Genomic DNA, 18,258 nt, shown 5'->3' on the forward strand with positions numbered 1-18,258 from the left:
AGAGGGAAACACCTGCCGGACCCCGAAACTTTTTAGTGGATGAATGGAAAAAGGAGGGGCCTCTGGTGGCTTGGCGATCGTGGATGATGGTACTGTTATCGCTGGTGTTGCTTTTATCTGCTGGTCTTTCGATTCCTCCCACAAGGACCGAGGCGAAAGGCCAGCCGGTGGTTTCACCGACACCGCAAATCTACAAAGTGAAAAAGGGCTCGATCCCGCTGTCGGCTGACGTGGAAGTGAAGACGGTCAATGTTGTGGATGAGGCGACGGTGAAGTCCGTACGCCATTCCCTGGAAAAAGGGGATGGAAAAGGCCAGTTGTCAGTGATTCTCGGTCGATTGGATGGGCAGATGAAAAAGGCGCTGCAATCAATCGGAGTAACGCCGCGGGATCTGCCTGCAGAAGGGTATGTGGTGGCGATTGGAAAGGATGCCGACGGCCAGTCGAAGATCATTGCCGCTGGAAAGGATGACCGAGGCACCTTTTATGCGGTGCAAACCCTGCGGCAAATCGTGCGGCAAGGGAAAGAGTCTCTCCCGGTGCTGGAAATTCAGGATTGGCCGACCATGCAGTTGCGGGGAGCGATTGAAGGATTTTACGGAAAGCCCTGGTCCCATCAGGATCGGTTGCGTCAGCTGGATTTCTACGGTTCCCATAAGATGAACACTTACGTCTACGCCCCCAAAGATGATCCCTACCACCGGGAAAAGTGGCGGGAGCCCTATCCCGAGGAGAAACTTGAGGAGCTTGAGCAGTTAGTGGATCGGGCCGAAAGAAATCATGTGGAGTTTAACTTCGCAATCTCCCCGGGGGTTAGCATCTGTTACTCCGACGAGAATGAGTTGGAAGCCTTGATGGACAAAGCGCAGGCGATGTGGGAGATCGGGGTGCGATCCTACTCCATCCTGCTGGACGATATCGACCCCTCCCTGCGGTGTGCGAAGGATAAGGAGCGGTTTGGGGAAGATCCCAACCCGGCGGCAGCAGCCCAAGCCTATCTGTTAAACCGTTTCAATGACGAATTTATCCAGACCCATCCTGGAGCCGAGCGGTTGGTGACGGTTCCCACCGATTACTGGCAGGAGGGGGAGACTCCCTATCGCAAGCGGTTTGCCGAGCTGGTGGATCCCGATGTGATTGTCTATTGGACAGGGATCGGGGTGGTCGCTCCCACCATCACTGATGAGGATGCGGAGAAAACCCACCAGATTTTTCAGCACGATCTATTGATCTGGGACAATTACCCTGTCAATGACTATGAGCGGAACCGGCTCTTTCTCGGTCCTTTGGTCGGACGGGATAAACACCTGACCGATCATGGAGTGCTCGGTCTGACCGCCAATCCCATGAACGAGGCGGAGGCGTCCAAGATCCCCTTATTTACCGTGGCGGAGTATGTGTGGAACCCGGAGGCCTACGATCCTCAGGACTCGTGGGAGCGAAGTCTGCGTCAATTCGGGGGAAAAGCGATGCAACCGCTGAAAACATTCGCTGAAAACAGCTATTCCTCCCCGATCAACGACAAAGAATCCCCCACCCTTCAACCTCTGATCGAAGCTTATTGGCAAGGGGTAGAAAAGGGAGACTTCACCCGGGAAGAGGACGAGCTGATCGAGGAGTTGAACCGGATCGAGCATGCGCCGGATCAGCTGCGACACCGTTTGGACAATCAGAAATTTTTGCAGGAAACGAAACCTTATCTAAATAAGCTAGAGTTGTACGGAGAGGCCGGTAAACTGGCGGTTCAACTGGTTCGATTTACGGAAGAAGGCGACATGGAGCAGGCGTGGAAAACCCGCCTTCTTTTGGAGGAAAAGATGAAGGAAGCGAAATCGATTCCGCAAGAGGTGGCAGCCGACGTGATGGCTCCATTCCTGGAACGAGCGATGGAGCGGTTTGACCGGAGCTTGGGGCTTCGCGTTGAAAAACCCTAGACGTCCGGTCACCATGGAGTGATTGAGGCGCAAGTAGAGGGGAAATGGACAACGATCGGAAAGGTGCTGTTCTCGTATACCCGGGTACCGGTAGAGGATGCAGATGCGATTCGCCTCCGATATCAGAGTGGAAAAACACTCCCGGTGATCCCGGACTAACGGAAAGCCACCGCCCCCTGGGGCGGCTCTTTTTTGCTCTGCGCTTTTGTCCGCCGTGATTTCTGGAAAGTTCCATCCGATCGATCCTGAAGCGATAAGAGATTTTTCTTCCCGGAATGGCATCCTTGATGCAAATGCATGATTTCCCCCTGAAGTTCACATGATGAAAAGGATAAAGCACCGGACAGGAGGGAACCAGATGCCCAGTTACGGAATCACATTGGATCAGGCGATGCGAATCGTTAACGGTTTGGCCACTCGTGAACAGATTGAAGCGGAGGTGATCGGCGACTATGCCTCTGCTGTCGATACCGACGCCCCAATTGAATTTCACATCATGGTCGATCTGTATGAAGCTCTGGAGCAGGCGCAACAACATTCCCCCCGTTCTTCCCTGAGTTTGTTTTGGCCCCGAAAAAAAAAGGGCGGACTGATCGAGGATCAAGATGCGGCGGCTGCTCGGGATGCGCTGGCTCGTGTGTTGGTAGAGCCCAAGGAGGAACAGACGGTGAGGACCGATCGGAGGGAACCCGGGGAACTCGTCTGAGCTGCCGTCGGGGACCGCCCCCCGATCTTTGCATCGGGTTGGGGCGGTTTTTGTATGGATTAAGGTTGATTTTAGTCGATTCCGAGTACAGAATGATAAAATTAGTCGTTAGAAATGGAGGAATCCAAATGTTCAATCAACTCCCTAGAACCACCCTAATCAACGGTGTTACGATGCCCTGGATGGGCTTGGGCGTCTATAAAGCGTTTGAGGGAAACGAAGTGGTCCAGTCGGTGAAGACGGTGCGGGATGTGGGCTACCGACTGATCGATACACATCGATGGGTTCCCATCGCCCAGGGTAATCAATGCTGGGTCGGATGAGGACGACGAGCGGGAAGTCGACATAGCGGCACAGCCGAAACGATCATATATGCACCTTCTAAGAGCCGTTCGTCTTCTGACGGGGATTCTTTTTTCGGTATAATGAAAGGGAGAACAGGGAGGGGGTTCCATGAAACTGTTGATCGCCGATCGGGATGTCAATGAACGGACCGGATTGGCATGGGTGGTCCGCTCCTATCCGATTCCCTTTTCGTCAGTGGATACGGCGGAGAATTATGAAGAGTTGCTGGATAAGTGGGTCCGTGAACTTCCCGCAGTGGTTTGTGTCGAATTGGACATGATTTCCCGGGACCAGTGGGAAGTCTTCCGACGGTTGGTCCGAACCTATCGCTGCCAGGTGATCGGGATCACGGCGGAAGCCACCTTCGAGCGGGCGTTGCAGGCGATCGAGCTGCATGCGGAGGACCTGTGGGTGAAACCGGTCTCACCGGATCGGATCAAACGGACGCTGCTTGAGATCGGCCGGGAACGAAACGATCCATCTCCAACGGTGGAACCCTCCTCCCTACCCCCTCTTTCCTACCGCTCCCTTTTTCTTGACGAGGAAGGAGAGACCGCACCCCTTCTTCTGTTTCAACCGGAATCTGAGCGAAGTGTCTCCCGATTGCATCAGTTTCTAGAGGATGCTCCCTTTTCGGAACCACCGCGGCTCTTTCCCCTGAGTGATACGGTAGCGGCGGTATTTCCCGGCATCAAGCCGGAGAAGGAGAAGATGGAGACCTTCCGCCGGGAGGGATATCGGCTGATCCGGGAATGGTGGGATCGCTATCGGGAGGCGCTGTTTCTCGTGATTCAGCCGCAGCAATCGTCTGCTCCTTCGCTCTATCGGCAGTATCAGCTGGCACGGGAGGCGCTCTCCCTCCGTTTCTACCGGGGAGATCAACCGATCTGGATCGCGGAGGAGCCGGTCCGCTGGAACTGGATCGACCCGTTTCTAACTCCGGAAGAACAGCGGATGTGGGTCCATATGCTGGATCAGGGGGACCGGGAAGGGATTCGAAAATGGATGCGGCAGGAATTTTCCGGTTTGTATCCTCCGTATCCGGAGCCCGGTTTGCTTCGCATCCGGTTGACCAGTCTGTTGGCACAATTGCGCCGGTATATGAAAACTTGGTCGCTGACGGAGAATCCAGATCTGGAGAAAGCGTACCACCGCATCTTTTCCACGATTCTCTACGCTCCACTGTTGGACCGGATTCTGCAGGAACTGTTATTGTTTGTCCATGCGTTGATGGAGGGAGCGCAGCAACAGACGCTTCACCAAAATATAGACCCGGTGGAACGGGGAATCCAGTATATCGAGCGGGAATTTCACCGGCCGGATTTGGGCCTGGAGGAGGTGGCCCGGGAAGTGGGTCGCAACCCCTCCTATTTCAGTCATCTCCTTTCCCGCCAGCAAGGGATCTCCTTTCGGCAACTGCTTCAATCGGTCCGCATGAAGCATGCCAGGCATCTGTTGGCCACTACCAACCTCAGTATCCGGGAGATTGCCTCCCGCTGCGGTTACCTTCAGCCTCACACCTTCAGCCGCACCTTTCGCCGGAATTGCGGTTGTTCTCCACGGGAGTACCGCTTACAAAAGAATAGACAACAAATCAATTAAAAGGGAGGTTTCCGGTCAACAGCCGGCCCTTTTCTTTTTTGTCTTCTAAAGAAATGCTTCTTTTTCAAATGGGAACATTCTGCAAAATAGGCCCCTCCCTTCTCTATAATGAAAGGAAAGGCGAATGAGGAAGAGGAAGGGTGAGGAATATGAGCCAGCGGCAGGCAGAAGGGAAAGCCTTGCGCGCTCCACGGGGGAGCGGGATGCAGGCAAAGGGCTGGATCCAGGAGGCCGCACTCCGGATGTTGTTAAACAATCTCGATCCCGAGGTGGCCGAGCGTCCCGAGGATTTGGTCGTTTACGGGGGAATCGGAAAAGCGGCCCGCAACTGGGAGGCCTTTGAAGCTATCTATCGAACTTTGACCGAGTTGGAAAAAGATGAAACGATGCTGGTGCAATCGGGCAAACCGGTGGGCGTCTTTAAAAGCCATCCTGATGCTCCCCGGGTGTTGATGGCCAATTCCAATCTGGTTCCGGCCTGGGCTGATTGGGACCATTTTCACACATTGGATCAAAAAGGGCTGATCATGTTTGGTCAGATGACGGCGGGCAGCTGGATCTACATCGGCAGTCAGGGTATCGTCCAGGGCACCTTTGAGACCTTTGCCGAGTGCGCCCGGCAACATTTCGGAGGCACGCTGAAAGGGACGCTGACGGTGACGGCGGGGCTGGGCGGCATGGGCGGTGCTCAACCGCTGGCGGTGACGCTAAACGGCGGCGTGGTGATCGCTGTGGAAGCCGATCGCTCCCGTATCCGCCGCCGCCTGGAAACCCGGTATCTGGACCGGATGGCGGAAACCTTGGAGGAAGCGATTGCGCTGGCCCGTGAGGCTAAAGCATCGGAAAAGGCGCTGTCTATCGGCCTTCCGGGGAATGCGGCGGAGATTTTACCGCGCATGGTGGAACGAGGGTTCATTCCCGAGATTGTCACCGATCAGACCTCCGCCCACGATCCCTTAAACGGGTACCTGCCCCGAGGTTTCTCCCTGGAGGAGGCAGCGGCGATGCGCACAGAGGATCCGAAGCGGTTGACGGCGCTGGCCCGGCAAAGCATCGCCGACCATGTCCGGGCGATGTTGGAGATAAAAAGTCGGGGCGCCGTCGCCTTCGACTACGGCAACAACATCCGCCAGGTGGCTTGGGATGAAGGCGTGGAAAACGCCTTCGATTTCCCGGGCTTCGTTCCGGCTTATATCCGTCCCCAGTTTTGTGAGGGAAAGGGCCCCTTCCGTTGGGTCGCCCTGTCAGGGGATCCAGAGGATATTTACCGGACCGATGAAGTGATTTTGCGGGAATTTTGCGATAATGAACGCTTGTGTCATTGGATCCGGATGGCTCGGGAGAAAATCGCTTTTCAGGGGCTCCCCTCTCGCATCTGTTGGCTGGGCTACGGAGAGCGGGCCCGTTTCGGCAAAATCATCAACGGCATGGTGGCCCGCGGAGAGTTAAAGGCGCCGATCGTGATCGGACGGGACCATCTGGATTCCGGTTCTGTCGCCTCCCCCAACCGGGAGACGGAAGGCATGAAGGACGGAAGCGACGCCGTCGCCGATTGGCCGATCCTGAATGCCTTGATCAATGCCGTCGGCGGAGCCAGCTGGGTGTCGGTCCACCACGGCGGTGGCGTGGGCATGGGTTACTCCATCCACGCCGGCATGGTGATTGTCGCCGACGGGACCGATGCGGCGGAAAAGCGGCTGGAACGGGTGCTTACCACCGATCCGGGGATGGGTGTTATCCGCCACGCCGATGCTGGATACGAGAAGGCGATTCAGACGGCCCGGGAAAAAGGCGTTCGCCTTCCGATGGTGGATAGCGGGAAAACGAAGGAGTCACAAGGAGGATCCACATGAGCGGAAAACCCCTGTATATTCGAAACGCCGCCCAATTGGTAACCTTAAAGGGCCCCACCGGTCCCCGGACCCGAGGTGAGATGGAACAACTGAGCATTATCCAAGGGGGAAGTGTCTGGGTGGAAGCCGGCCGGATCCGCTTTGTGGGGACGGACGAGGAGGTGAGACGCCGCTTGCGCTCCCGGATCGAGGAGGCTGATGAGATCGATGCCACCGGCCGGCTGGTCACCCCCGGTCTGGTCGATCCCCACACCCACCTGGTTTTCGCCGGCAGCCGGGAGGGGGAGTTTGAGATGCGTCTCAAAGGGGCCACCTACATGGAGATTATGAAGGCTGGCGGCGGTATTCACGCCACCACCACCGCCACCCGCCAGGCAAGCCGGGAACAAATCTATGAGGAGAGCCAGTGCCGCTTGGACCAATTTCTCCGCCATGGTGTCACCACTCTGGAAGCGAAAAGCGGCTATGGTTTGTCCTTGGAACAGGAGCTGAAGCAGCTGGAGGTTGCTCGGGACTTAAATCAGGATCACCCGGTGGAGGTGGTTTCCACCTTTATGGGGGCACACGCTGTGCCCGCCGCTTATCGGGACCGTTCCGACGATTTTGTAGACCAGGTGATCCGGGAAATGATCCCGGAGGTGGCACGCCGGAAGCTGGCAGAGTTTAACGATGTCTTCTGTGAGCGGGGCGTCTTTACCCCGGATCAGTCCCGGCGCATTTTGGAGGCGGGGAAAGAGCACGGCCTTGCACCAAAAATCCACGCCGACGAAATTGAGCCCTACGGTGGTGCCGAACTGGCCGCCGAAGTAGGAGCTGTCTCTGCCGACCATCTGTTGAAAGCCTCCGCGGAAGGGATTCAGGCGATGGCGAAAAAAGGTGTAGTCGCCGTCCTGCTTCCGGGAACCGCCTTTTTCCTGATGGCGGAGATGGCCAACGGTCGCAACATGGTGGACGCTGGTGTCCCGGTGGCCCTTTCCACCGACTGCAACCCCGGCTCCTCCCCGACGGTCTCGCTTCCGCTGATCATGAATTTGGCTTGCCTCCATATGGGGATGACCCCTGCGGAAGTGCTGACAGCCGCCACCATCAATGCCGCCTATGCCATTAACCGGGGAGATGAGCTGGGCAGCATCGAAGAAGGGAAGCAAGCCGACCTAGTCCTCTTTGATGTTCCCAACTACATGGGACTCCAATACCACTACGGGTCCAACCATGCGGCGGTGGTGGTAAAAGGAGGAAGAGTGGTCTATCGTCGCGATTAAACCGATTATTTCCCGGGAAAGGAGGAGACCCTGTGGAACATCGTTATCCCTATCCCCTTCTGAACCCGCCCCGCTTCCGTTGGAACCGGCCGGATCCGTTGCCGGAGGATCTTTCTGTCCATCACTGGATCGAGACGCTGTCCGAGGCGGATCGTGAGCCGGTCGACTGGTCAGAGGTGGATGTCACTCTGCTGGGCGTGCCCCTGTCCCGTTCTTCCATCAGCGCCTCTGGTGCCAGTGAAACCCCGGATGCTCTGCGGCGGGCGTGGAAGGGGTTTGCCACATACAACCTGGAGGAAGAAGTGGATCTCAACGCTTTAAGGGTGGTCGATCTGGGGGATGTGAAACAGCACGTCACCGATATCGCTGTCTGTCACCGCAACATCACCGAAGCGATGGTGGCGATGCGCACCCACCATCCCCATACCCTCCCTTTTACCATGGGGGGCGATCATTCCATCACGGCGATGTTGATCAAAGGCTGGAAAAAGGCCCATCCGGAGGAGCGTATCGGCTTGTTGCAGCTGGACACCCACTTTGATCTGCGCAGTTTGGAGGCCGACGGCCCCACCAACGGAACACCTGTTCGCAATTTGATCGAAAGCGGAACCCTTCGCGGGGAAGATGTCTGGAATATCGGTCTCCACGGCTTTTTTAACGCTCGTTCCCTCAAAACATACGCGGACCAAGCCGGCATTCGGTATGTCACCTTGAAAAAGGCCCGCAAACAGGGTGTAGATGCTACGATACGGGAAGCGATCGCCGCGCTGTCGCAGCAAGTGGATACCATCTATCTGACAGTGGACATGGATGTGTTGGATATGGGGCTGGCCCCTGGTGCCCCTGCCGCCACTCCCGGCGGCATGAGGACAGAAGAGCTATTTGAAGCGGTCCGGATCGCGGGGACTTATCCTAAGGTCCAGGCGATGGATCTGGTCTGTCTCGACCCCTTGCGGGATGTGCGGGAGGCCAGCGTAAAGGCGGGGGTGCATGTGATGCTCTCCTTTCTGACGGGTCTCGTTCAGAGAAAAGGGTGAGGGAAGGGCCAGCCCCTTTCCCTTGCTCTCAGCAGGAGGTGCAAAACCATGGAAAAGCCAAACACCCAGATGGGAACCGGCGGCGGTCCCCAATTTTTATCTAAAGAAGTCGCAAAATTGGTTTTATTCAGTTCCCTCGGTATCTTTCTGTTCTTTGTACCGATGACGGTGGGAGGGACATCCAGTATTTCTTTAGACCATATGGTGACATGGATCCGGGAGACGTTTCCTTCCCTGCTTCCTGTTTATGCGCTGATCGTGATTTTGGGGGGAGCACTCCGACCTTGGATCGTCGGTAGTTGGAATCGGAGTCGGATGGATCGGGTGTTTGCCGTTTTCAAGGGATTCGGCTTGTTCATCGCTCTTCTTCTCGTTAGCGGAGTGGGCCCCAGCTGGCTGTTCGCTCCTGATATCGGCCCGTTTCTTTTTGACAAGCTGGTGATTCCCGTGGGGTTACTGGTTCCTATCGGCTCCGTCTTCCTCACCTTGTTGGTGGGGTACGGGTTGTTAGAATTCGTGGGGGTGTTTCTCCGTCCCGTGATGCGCCGGATCTGGCACACCCCCGGCCGTTCCGCCATCGATGCCGTCGCCTCTTTCGTCGGCAGCTACTCCATTGGGTTGTTGATCACCAACCGCCTGTACCGGGAGAGGCGATACACCGTAAAAGAGGCCACCATTATCGCCACCGGATTCTCTACCGTCTCCGCTACCTTTATGGTGGTGGTGGCCAAAACTCTGGGGCTGATGCCTTATTGGAACCTCTATTTTTGGCTTACCCTGGTGATTACCTTCCTGGTGACGGCTATTACCGTACGAATCCCGCCGATCAGCAGAAAAAGCGATGCTTATCATGGAGGCGATGCGGGACATCCGGAATCGGCACCCGCCACTTCGCTCATGAGAACCGCCTGGCGAGAAGCGGTGACAGCGGCCGGCAAGTCGCCCTCCCTCGGCCGAAATGTCTGGGACCATCTGAAAGACGGGCTTGTGATGACGATGGAGATTCTGCCATCGATCCTTTCTGTCGGTCTGATCGGGTTGTTACTGGCTAAGTACACCCCGCTTTTCGATTGGATCGGCTATCTGTTTTTCCCTTTTACTTGGCTGCTGCAGCTTCCGGAACCGCTTTTGGCGGCCAAAGCGGCGGCGGTGGAGATCGCCGAAATGTTTCTACCAGCGCTGCTCACTGCCGATGCTCCCTTAGTGACACGATTTGTGATCGGTATCGTCTCCGTCTCTTCAATTCTATTTTTTTCCGCCTCTATTCCCTGTATCCTATCTACGGAGATTCCCGTTCACATGGGTGAGTTGTTGATCATCTGGATGGAACGGACCATCCTCACCTTGCTGATCGCCGCCCCGCTTGCCCACCTGATTTTATAATTTATCAATCGAAGCGACCGGTTTCTGTCCGCTTTCTTCTATGGGAAATGGAGGTGAACGGTGGGGGCGGAAATCGGATGGAATGAGGGAAGGGCAATGATTTGGCGCGCACGAAGGGTGATGATAAACGACAAGAAAAAGAACCGCCTGTTAACAGGTGGTCCTTTTTTCAGGTTTTGAGCGCCCAAAACCAGTCATCGATATAGGTACAAGGTTTAGTTTCATCGGTGTTACCAAGGTCTCGGATAGGGAAAGGGATACCCCCACGGAGGATAAGGTTGATAGGACCACCACGGGTACGGCGGATAGGGTGCGGGGTACCAGGGACGAGGGCGCCAGCGTCCCCAACGACCCCAACGCCTCCATTGCGAGGCATCGGCATCATCCCAGTCCTCCCATCCTTGATACTCCATCCCATCGTTAATGGGATCGGGTGCTTCGAAGGAAGTTTGTTGTAGAGCGGGCGTTTGTTGTGACAGGTCGCGGTTTGGCGACATGGAATCCACCCCCTTTTTAAACTGCAATCATAATGTATGTAAACGGTTGCCTGTGGACAGTTGTCCAGATCAATTTAGACAGGTGCCCAGTGATAAAAAAGACACCCCTTCAAAGCAAAGGGGTGTTCTTTATGGTTATTTGGTGGTGACGGAGAGGATGCCGGTTTCTCCGAATTTCACTTTACCCTCTTTAAGCAGGGTTACTTGTTCTCCCTCGGCCAGGTTGGTGATCACGACCGGGGTGATGGTGGAGGGAGCGGCTGCTTTTATTTTGTCCAGGTCCACGTTCAGGAGCGCTTGTCCTTTCTTGACTTCGGCGTTCTCCTCCGTCAGCAGTTCAAACCCGTCTCCATCCAGCTTGACGGTGTCGATGCCGATGTGGACGAGCACCTCCATCCCGTTGTCCCCTTTGAGGCCGATAGCGTGCTTGGTGGGGAAGATGTTGACGACCTTACCGTCCACTGGGGAGACGACGGTGCCATCACTGGGCTCGATCGCGAAGCCGTCCCCCATCATCTTCTCGGAGAAGACTTGGTCCGGTACTTCGCTGAGGGGAAGGATGGTTCCGGAGAGAGGAGCGGCTATCTCTTCCCGGCCATCGGTGGTTTGGACCGCCTGTTCTCCCTCAGTGGTTTTTACCTTGGATCCACGAGGCTTTTCGCCGCGGATGATATCCCGCATTTGTCCCTTCAAGGTATCCGACTGAGTACCGAAGATGGCCTGCACGTTGTTGCCGTAAACCAGCACACCGGAGGCGCCCAGCTTCTTCAGCCGGTTTTTATCCACTTCTCCGGCATCTTTGACCGAGATGCGCAGGCGGGAAATGCAGGCGTCCAAGTGTTCGATGTTGTCGCCGCCTCCAAAGGCGTCGAGGACGTCGTAAGCGAGATCATCGCCCTCGGCGGAACTGCCTTCCGACGTGTCCTCCTTCTCTTCCTCTTCCCGACCGGGAGTTTTCAGGTCCCATTTGCGGATGGCGAATCGGAATCCGAAGTAGTAGATCACCGCGAAGGCGAGGCCGACAGGGATGATCAACAGCGGGTTGGTGTCCTGTTTAAAGAAGAGGATGTAGTCGATCACGCCGCCGGAGAAGGTGAGCCCAGCTTTCACGTTGAGCAAATCCAGCGTCATAAAGGAGATGCCGGCAAAGATAGCGTGAATGACGAACAACAGCGGCGCTACAAACAGGAAAGAGAATTCGATCGGCTCCGTGATCCCGGTCAAAAAGGAGGTCAAAGCGGCGGAGAGCATGATGCCCCCCACCACTTTTTTCCGCTCCGGACGAGCTTCGTGGTAGATGGCTAACGCCGCCGCGGGCAGGCCGAACATCATGAAGGGAAACTTCCCGCCCAAAAAGGTGCCGGCGGTGGGGTCTCCGGCAAAGAAGCGGGTCTGGTCGCCTTTGACGATCTCCCCGGCCGCGTTCTCAAAGGTACCGAATTCGAACCAGAAGGGGGCATAAAAAATATGGTGGAGGCCGAAGGGGATCAGGGAACGTTCAATCACTCCGAATACAAAGGCGGCCAATGTCGTGTTTTGCTGGGTCATCAAAATGGAGAAGCGGTCGATTCCCGACTGGATCGGGGGCCAGATAAAGAAAAAGGCGATTCCCAACAGGAAGGCGGTGACGGCGGTGATAATCGGGATAAAGCGCCGTCCGCCGAAAAAGCCCAGCACCTGGGGCAGGTTGATATCGTGAAATCGATTGTATAACTGGGCGGCGACCAGACCGATGATGATCCCGCCGAAGACGCCCATATCGACGGTTTTAATTCCCAGCACTTCATCGGTCTTGACGCCGGATCCTTCCGCCAAAATCCCCATGGTGGCGTTCATGATCAAATAACCGACGACAGCGGCCAGGCCGGCGGTGCCTTCATTGTCGGCGAGGCCGATCGCTACTCCGATGGCGAAAATCAGGGCCAGGTTGCTGAAGATAATCTGGCCTGCCTGCTCCATCAGCGAAATATCCATCGCATTGCCGATCCCGAGCAGCAGACCCGCCGCTGGCAGGATGGCCACCGGTAGCATCAACGATCGGCCGATCCGCTGCAAAACACCGAATGCTCGTTTAAACAAAGGATTCCCTCCCTTAATAAAATCAAGTACGGAGTTTTCTCCGTGCTTTCATGTATTCTTTGCAACCATTAATCATAGCAAAAGGGATAGCCTGCGGATAGAGGTTGGTTCGTGGAAATGAATAATTTTTAGTCTGCCTGTTCCGGGGCTCGTCTAGTCGGTCGGCCGTTTTTTTTGCGCAGGGGGAATACGATGAATCGGTTACAAGGGATGTTGGAACACAACCGCAGATTTGTGGAAACAGGAGCTTATGAACCTTATCGAACCTCCAAACATCCGGACAAAAAATAGGTTGTCCTCTCTTGTATGGATACCCATCTGGTGGAATGGTTACCCAAGGTGATAAATCTGAAGAACGGAGACGCTAAAATCATCAAAAATGCGGGAGCGATCGTCCGAGCCCCCTTTGATCGGGTGACGCTATCTATGAACTGGGTACGGAGGAAGTCTGTGTGGTGGGTCATCACCGCTGCGGGATGAGCAGCATCCAACCGGAAAAGACGGTGGAAAAATGGTGAAGCGGGGGGCTCCCTTTTTGTTATCGACCCTCTGAAGCAGGGGGCATCCCCCTGGAGGAAAGTGTGGAACAGAGCGTGGGCATCATCCGCATCCGCTGTTACCGGCTGGTGTTCCGGTACACGGATTGGTGATGGATCCTGAGACCGGCAAACTGGATGTTGCCACAAAAGGGACCGACGGAAAAGCCCCTATTCCATAAAAAAAGAGACCGGTTTCCTATAAAAAGGGGAGCCGGTCTCATTTTAAAAGTGGGTAAGGTATGTTTTTTAACCGGAACCGGGCAAGTCATCCTCCAGTATATGTTGTGCCGCTGTCACTTCCGTTGGATTCCCTTGGGTGGATGGATGGATCAGAAGCCATCCGATCGCGAGGATGGAAAACAGGCAAATGGAAATAAACCCTTTAGTCCAATTCTTCCTCAATCAACTCCTCCTCCCCTTGAACCCTTTTTTGTACTGTATACATATTTCGGAGACACTGCTGAAATTCCTGCTCATCGATTTTTTCATAGCACTGGGATAGACGGAACAACGCCTGGTATTTGCTTTTGGGGTAATCGTGTTTGTCCGCGATTTGCAACATTTTTTGATAATAGGGGATCGCTTCAGAAAGCAACGATTGTTTACGATAGTAGTCTCCCATCGCTTGATAAGCGTAAACCAGACGAGGAGCAGCATTTTCACGCTCTCCGATTTCGATGGCTTTTTGCAACACCTCATAGGCTTTTTCCCATCGCTCTCTTTTCATATACAAGATTCCCAGGCGGGCATAGGTGGTAGAAAACTTTTCTTCGGCGGAAAATTTACCGGTCAATTTCAGAGCCATGTCAAAGCTGGACTCCGCCTGGTCCCAGTGTTCCAATTTCATATATACGCTGCCGAGAACGGTCCACAGATCGAACATGGAATGATATTTCCGGTTGAGCCGGGCCAATTCCAGCCCTTCTTTGGCATATTGAATCGCGTTTTCCAACATGCCGGTCCGCCGCAGCAAGTCGGAGCGCAACCAGTAAAAGCTGAGAATCGTCTCCACTTGGTCGATTTGGTGCAGGGAGTCCCATTCTTCCTGCACGATTTGCATCGCTTCACCCAGACGGCCCAATCGTTCCAGGCAGATCGCTTTATTCCGTTTGAGAAGATGTTTGTATTGGGGTCTCTCCCCGTTGTCGATAAAAGCCTCCAACCCGTTTTCCGTATATTTCAACGACTGGATCAGGTTGTTCTGAGAGAAGCTGACCAGGCTCAACTCATTGAAAGAGGCGGCTTCAATGTTATTCTCTTTGCTCTGGTTGCTCAGATTGGCTAGGCGGATTGCGTTAAAGAGATGGCGTTCCGCCCTTTTCCAATTTTTCTTCGCCCGAAATGATTTTCCTTTCAAGTAATGGGCGACAGCGGCAAATGCATGGCTATCATCCAGGTTGAGGTGGTCCAGTTTGTTTAGAGCCTCTTCCGTATTGCCAATATCCAACAGAGCCTCCACTTTAAATAATTCAAACTGGATCTCTTCCAACTCCTGCCGCTCATTCACCATCAGATGGGGAAGGTTGTCCAAGTCTAAATCCAATTTTCCGAGCAAATATTTGGTCTTTTCCATGTTGACATGAGGGACGCCCCGTTCGATGTTGCTGATGGTTGCAGGGGAGATGTTTTCATCGGCCAGATCCTCTAATCGAAGACCGCGCTGCTTTCTGACTTTGCGGATTACTTCGCCGATTTCGTGTATCTCTAATAGAGCCAAAGGGATCACCTCTCGTAAAATTCCATAGAATTTTGGTCTTTTCATCAGTCTATTATAAAATAAAGTGACTGGATATATTAAATTTCTGATCAGGAAATTTGAACCAAAAACAACCTGTTTCCGAAGAAACAGGCGATGTAAAAAGATGGTAAAATTTAATTTCTCATCAGGAACATGGCGACGGCGATAATCACGCTAAAACCGATGCCTGCCGTCATAAAAACGATCGGGAGCTGGCTGCGCCGATCCAAGTGCATGAAGGTGGTCAGCTGAAGCACCAATTGGATAAAAGCCAGTAAGACTATGATGGAAAAAGTGATCCACGGCGGGAAAATGCCAGTGCCGACGAGGGCGAAGGCGATCGCGGTGATCAGAAGCATCCAGCCAAAGGACTTGAGGTGCTTGGCAGGGGTTTCACGAGGGCGTGTATTGTCCGGTTGATCGGTTTGTACCATGAGGATTCCCGCCTTTGGTTCAAGTTGTTCATTATAAGAGGATGTGTCGAAAAGTCCGGGTTTATTCTTAAAACACTTTGCCAGGGTCGATTCCAAAATGCTCTAGCAGAAGACGGTTTCTCTCCTCAGTACTGTGGATCGGAATCTTTTCCTTTTTCCCGTGAGCCGTCAGCGTCAGGTGATCCTCGGACAGGGAAATGCGCCCGCTGGGAGTGGCCCGGGTGACGATCCATTTTTGCCGGAACACAGAGGTGGGCGATGTTTGCTGGTGTTGACACATGACGGAAAAATCCCGAAGTCGCCGGGGAATGGTGGAGAATCGATACTCCGGAACCCACCGCCATTCTCCCTTCTTTTTGACGATGTAACCGTTCTCAATATCGGGGAGAGGATGAATCCGGTACCATCCGCTGATGTCTTTTCGCCGTTCCCCGTTGAGGGGCAGGGGCTGTCGGGCAAAGTCCCCAAATCCTACATCGACCAGCCAGGACTCATCGAGATGAACGATCAGCGCCATGTGGTCGTATTCTGGACCAAAACCGCCCGAGGCGGAACGAACCCGTCCAGAGACCAGGGAGACGGTGAATCCCAGATGGCGCAGTAAGGCCGCAAAGGCGCTGTTCAATTCGTAACAAAAACCGCCTCGTCGTTGGTTAACAATTTTGTCAAATATGGTCCCAGGATGCAGGCGGATAGGTCGGTTACAATGAATATCCAGGTTTTCAAAAGGGACATGAATTAGATGCTGTTCCATGAGGAGGCTGAGGGTATCCAGGTCGGGTTCTCCGACGAATCCCAACCCGATGCGTGACAGATACGCCTTCACATCCATGGGAACACCTCCTACCCATTTATCATACTAAAGGTGGGTGCCAGTCACCAGCGGTTTATGGACTCACATCTTTGGTTGGGATACAATATTGATAAAGGAGGGATTCCAATGGCGCAAGATTTTTATATTCAACAAATGCAAGCGATGGTTCAGCCGATGCGGGACGAACTGACCCGGGTCGGCTTTGAAGAGCTGACCACACCGGAAGAAGTGGTGGAGGCTCTGGAGGGAAAAGGTGCTAAAGGAACCGCCCTGGTGGTTGTCAATTCGGTCTGCGGATGTGCGGCAGGGTTGGCCCGTCCCGCAGTTGTCCACTCGCTGGAGCACGATACCAAGCCCGATCACCTATTCACCGTCTTTGCCGGTCAGGATAAAGAAGCGACGGCCAAAGCGCGAGAGTACTTTGAAGGATATCCGCCTTCTTCACCGTCCTTCGCTTTGATGAAAGACGGAAAGGTCGTCCATATGATTCCTCGCCACGAAATTGAAGACCGCAGCTTGGAGGAAATCTCGGCCAACCTGACCGGAGCCTATGACAAGTATTGCGGATAACCGGACCCACTTATCATGTAGGTGCCGCCGATGTTGTACCCGGTAGGGAAAACATAACAACACAGGCGGCACTTTTTAAAGGAGGAGAAAATATGGCGGAAACACTGGATCGTCTGCTCGAACAAGGGGAGGAGGTACAGTCCCGGGAGGCCTTTGTCAAACAGAACGGCAAAGCGGTCAAAGTGCGTGTGTCCGATACGATCTATTGTCGAGCCGGCAGTATGATCGCTTACCAAGGACAGATCAAATTTGAAAGCACCTCCGGCGGGGTCGGGAAATGGATCAAGAAAAAGCTGACTGGGGAAGGTTTTCCCTTGATGAAAGCGACGGGGAGAGGAGAATTATTCCTGGCCGACGATGCAGCCGAGGTGACGATTCTAAAACTGGAAGGGGAAACCCTCTTGGTGGAAGGGCGTCACCTGTTGGCCTTTGAGGATTCCATCGATTGGGATATTTCCGTGATCCGAGGGGCCGGGGTCGCATCCGGAGGCATGTTTACCTGTAAATTGTCCGGTCATGGTTATGTGGCGATCAGTTCCCACGGGGAACCCATCGCCTTGGAGGCACCGGTGGTGGTGGATCCCAATGCGGTGATCGGCTGGACCGCTGGGGTATCTCCCAAGGTGAAGACGGATATCAACTTAAAAACCTTGTTGGGGAAATCCTCGGGAGAAACCTTTCAGCTTCATTTTACAGGGGAGGGTCGGGTGCTGATCCAACCGGCGGAATTGCACTCCTTCGGAAAGGTGGAATAAGCGGGATGATCCGGGCGCTGCTGTTTGACTTCGACGGGACCTTGGCGGATACTCTTCCCTTAATCTATCGTTGCTTCCGGGAGATGTGGGTGGAGATAGACGGACGCGAGCGAAGTGACCAGGAGATTATGAACCATTTTGGTCCCCCGGAAGAGGAAATCATCCGGCGAGAGGTGCCTGCTGAACAGCTGGAGTATACCCTTCATCGGTTTTATACCTTGTACGCTGAGCTGCACCCTGAGGAAGTCCGGCTAGAGACAGCCATCCACCGGTTGTTGCGCCATCTGAAAACTCATGGGTACCAAGTGGGTGTGGTGACCGGGAAAGGGCGAAGAAGCGCGGAGATCTCTCTTTCTCACTTGGGTATGGAAGAGATGGTCGATACCCTGGTCACCGGTTCGGAAGTGAACCGGTATAAACCGCACCCGGAAGGAATTAAAACGGCTCTGGAGCATCTGGGGCACTCTCCCGAGGAAGCGGTTTTCATCGGTGATTCTTCCGCCGATGTCCGCGCCGGCAAAGCGGGAGGACTGGCAACCATCGGCGTCCGGTGGTTTCCCGGAGCAGATCCGCGCCCCTTTGATCCGATGCCGGATCAGGTGGTGGCGTCACCGGAAGAACTTATGAGTTGGCTGGAAAGGAAGACAGGGGGATAAAGGTTCGATCCATCAGAGAAGTCCAATAAAAAGTGCGGCCTGGCAAGGCCGCAC

Annotated in this window: 15 protein-coding genes and 2 pseudogenes; 12 read left to right on the forward strand and 5 right to left on the reverse strand. The window is 54.5% G+C overall.

Features of this window, described 5'->3' with window-relative positions; translation table 11 throughout:
- Positions 1–65 precede the first annotated feature (65 nt).
- From BLP91_RS04945 to BLP91_RS04980, 8 genes and pseudogenes are all read left to right on the forward strand, one after another.
- Entirely contained in the window at positions 66–1,934 is a 1,869-nt protein-coding gene (locus BLP91_RS04945) for a glycoside hydrolase family 84 protein (protein WP_091567275.1), read from the forward strand.
- 358 nt (positions 1,935–2,292) lie between these two features.
- Entirely contained in the window at positions 2,293–2,640 is a 348-nt protein-coding gene (locus BLP91_RS04950; RefSeq protein WP_091567277.1) for a hypothetical protein, read from the forward strand.
- A gap of 128 nt (positions 2,641–2,768) precedes the next feature.
- Positions 2,769–2,915: pseudogene (locus BLP91_RS04955) on the forward strand (aldo/keto reductase); the annotation flags it as partial.
- 178 nt (positions 2,916–3,093) lie between these two features.
- Positions 3,094–4,587, forward strand: a complete 1,494-nt coding sequence (locus tag BLP91_RS04960) for a helix-turn-helix domain-containing protein (protein WP_091567281.1) — start codon at positions 3,094–3,096, stop codon at positions 4,585–4,587.
- 149 nt (positions 4,588–4,736) lie between these two features.
- Positions 4,737–6,440: a urocanate hydratase gene (gene hutU / locus BLP91_RS04965; RefSeq protein WP_091567283.1), complete on the forward strand. Its 1,704-nt coding sequence runs from the start codon at positions 4,737–4,739 to the stop codon at positions 6,438–6,440.
- Positions 6,437–7,702 (forward strand): imidazolonepropionase, encoded by a 1,266-nt coding sequence (gene hutI / locus BLP91_RS04970; RefSeq protein WP_091567284.1) that lies wholly within the window; start codon positions 6,437–6,439, stop codon positions 7,700–7,702. Before hutU ends, hutI begins: the two co-directional genes overlap by 4 nt.
- A gap of 32 nt (positions 7,703–7,734) precedes the next feature.
- Positions 7,735–8,739: an agmatinase family protein gene (locus BLP91_RS04975; RefSeq protein ID WP_091567286.1), complete on the forward strand. Its 1,005-nt coding sequence runs from the start codon at positions 7,735–7,737 to the stop codon at positions 8,737–8,739.
- 69 nt (positions 8,740–8,808) lie between these two features.
- Positions 8,809–10,122 (forward strand): YjiH family protein, encoded by a 1,314-nt coding sequence (locus BLP91_RS04980; protein ID WP_091567444.1) that lies wholly within the window; start codon positions 8,809–8,811, stop codon positions 10,120–10,122.
- A gap of 632 nt (positions 10,123–10,754) precedes the next feature.
- On the opposite strand, the gene ptsG is transcribed toward BLP91_RS04980, so the two are convergent.
- A complete protein-coding gene (ptsG, locus tag BLP91_RS04990; RefSeq protein ID WP_091567289.1) occupies positions 10,755–12,698 on the reverse strand; it encodes a glucose-specific PTS transporter subunit IIBC in 1,944 nt (647 codons plus the stop codon).
- A 192-nt stretch (positions 12,699–12,890) separates the two neighbouring features.
- Here ptsG and BLP91_RS04995 point away from each other — a divergent pair.
- Positions 12,891–13,416: pseudogene (locus BLP91_RS04995) on the forward strand (beta-class carbonic anhydrase).
- 67 nt (positions 13,417–13,483) lie between these two features.
- Here BLP91_RS04995 and BLP91_RS16615 read toward each other — a convergent pair.
- The 4 genes from BLP91_RS16615 to BLP91_RS05010 form a co-directional block, all read right to left on the reverse strand.
- A complete protein-coding gene (locus BLP91_RS16615) occupies positions 13,484–13,639 on the reverse strand; it encodes a hypothetical protein (RefSeq protein WP_176757823.1) in 156 nt (51 codons plus the stop codon).
- Entirely contained in the window at positions 13,620–14,954 is a 1,335-nt protein-coding gene (locus BLP91_RS05000) for a helix-turn-helix domain-containing protein (RefSeq protein WP_091567290.1), read from the reverse strand. Before BLP91_RS05000 ends, BLP91_RS16615 begins: the two co-directional genes overlap by 20 nt.
- Positions 14,955–15,109: 155 nt before the next feature.
- The gene (locus BLP91_RS05005) at positions 15,110–15,409 is read right to left on the reverse strand and encodes a cytochrome C oxidase subunit IV family protein (protein ID WP_091567292.1); all 300 of its coding nucleotides are present in this window, start codon (positions 15,407–15,409) and stop codon (positions 15,110–15,112) included.
- A 67-nt stretch (positions 15,410–15,476) separates the two neighbouring features.
- Positions 15,477–16,241: an arylamine N-acetyltransferase family protein gene (locus tag BLP91_RS05010; protein WP_091567293.1), complete on the reverse strand. Its 765-nt coding sequence runs from the start codon at positions 16,239–16,241 to the stop codon at positions 15,477–15,479.
- Between the two features lie 108 nt (positions 16,242–16,349).
- Here BLP91_RS05010 and BLP91_RS05015 point away from each other — a divergent pair, with 108 nt between their 5' ends.
- The 3 genes from BLP91_RS05015 (at position 16,350) to BLP91_RS05025 (ending at position 18,204) form a co-directional block, all read left to right on the forward strand.
- A complete protein-coding gene (locus BLP91_RS05015) occupies positions 16,350–16,793 on the forward strand; it encodes a BrxA/BrxB family bacilliredoxin (RefSeq protein ID WP_091567294.1) in 444 nt (147 codons plus the stop codon).
- A gap of 92 nt (positions 16,794–16,885) precedes the next feature.
- A complete protein-coding gene (locus BLP91_RS05020; RefSeq protein WP_091567296.1) occupies positions 16,886–17,548 on the forward strand; it encodes an AIM24 family protein in 663 nt (220 codons plus the stop codon).
- A 5-nt stretch (positions 17,549–17,553) separates the two neighbouring features.
- Entirely contained in the window at positions 17,554–18,204 is a 651-nt protein-coding gene (locus tag BLP91_RS05025) for an HAD family hydrolase (RefSeq protein WP_091567297.1), read from the forward strand.
- Positions 18,205–18,258 lie beyond the last annotated feature (54 nt).

The sequence above is a fragment of the Melghirimyces thermohalophilus genome (assembly GCF_900102685.1).
GTDB lineage: Bacteria > Bacillota > Bacilli > Thermoactinomycetales > DSM-45169 > Melghirimyces > Melghirimyces thermohalophilus.

Excerpts from the sequence above, each read along its gene's own strand:
- BLP91_RS04960 (WP_091567281.1), top strand. The coding sequence starts at position 3,094 with ATGAAACTGTTGATCGCCGATCGGGATGTCAATGAACGGACCGGATTG.
- BLP91_RS05025 (WP_091567297.1), top strand. The coding sequence starts at position 17,554 with ATGATCCGGGCGCTGCTGTTTGACTTCGACGGGACCTTGGCGGATACT.
- BLP91_RS04980 (WP_091567444.1), top strand. The coding sequence starts at position 8,809 with ATGGGAACCGGCGGCGGTCCCCAATTTTTATCTAAAGAAGTCGCAAAA.
- BLP91_RS05020 (WP_091567296.1), top strand. The coding sequence starts at position 16,886 with ATGGCGGAAACACTGGATCGTCTGCTCGAACAAGGGGAGGAGGTACAG.
- hutI (WP_091567284.1), top strand. The coding sequence starts at position 6,437 with ATGAGCGGAAAACCCCTGTATATTCGAAACGCCGCCCAATTGGTAACC.
- BLP91_RS04950 (WP_091567277.1), top strand. The coding sequence starts at position 2,293 with ATGCCCAGTTACGGAATCACATTGGATCAGGCGATGCGAATCGTTAAC.
- BLP91_RS05010 (WP_091567293.1), bottom strand. The coding sequence starts at position 16,241 with ATGGATGTGAAGGCGTATCTGTCACGCATCGGGTTGGGATTCGTCGGA.
- BLP91_RS05005 (WP_091567292.1), bottom strand. The coding sequence starts at position 15,409 with ATGGTACAAACCGATCAACCGGACAATACACGCCCTCGTGAAACCCCT.
- BLP91_RS05015 (WP_091567294.1), top strand. The coding sequence starts at position 16,350 with ATGGCGCAAGATTTTTATATTCAACAAATGCAAGCGATGGTTCAGCCG.
- hutU (WP_091567283.1), top strand. The coding sequence starts at position 4,737 with ATGAGCCAGCGGCAGGCAGAAGGGAAAGCCTTGCGCGCTCCACGGGGG.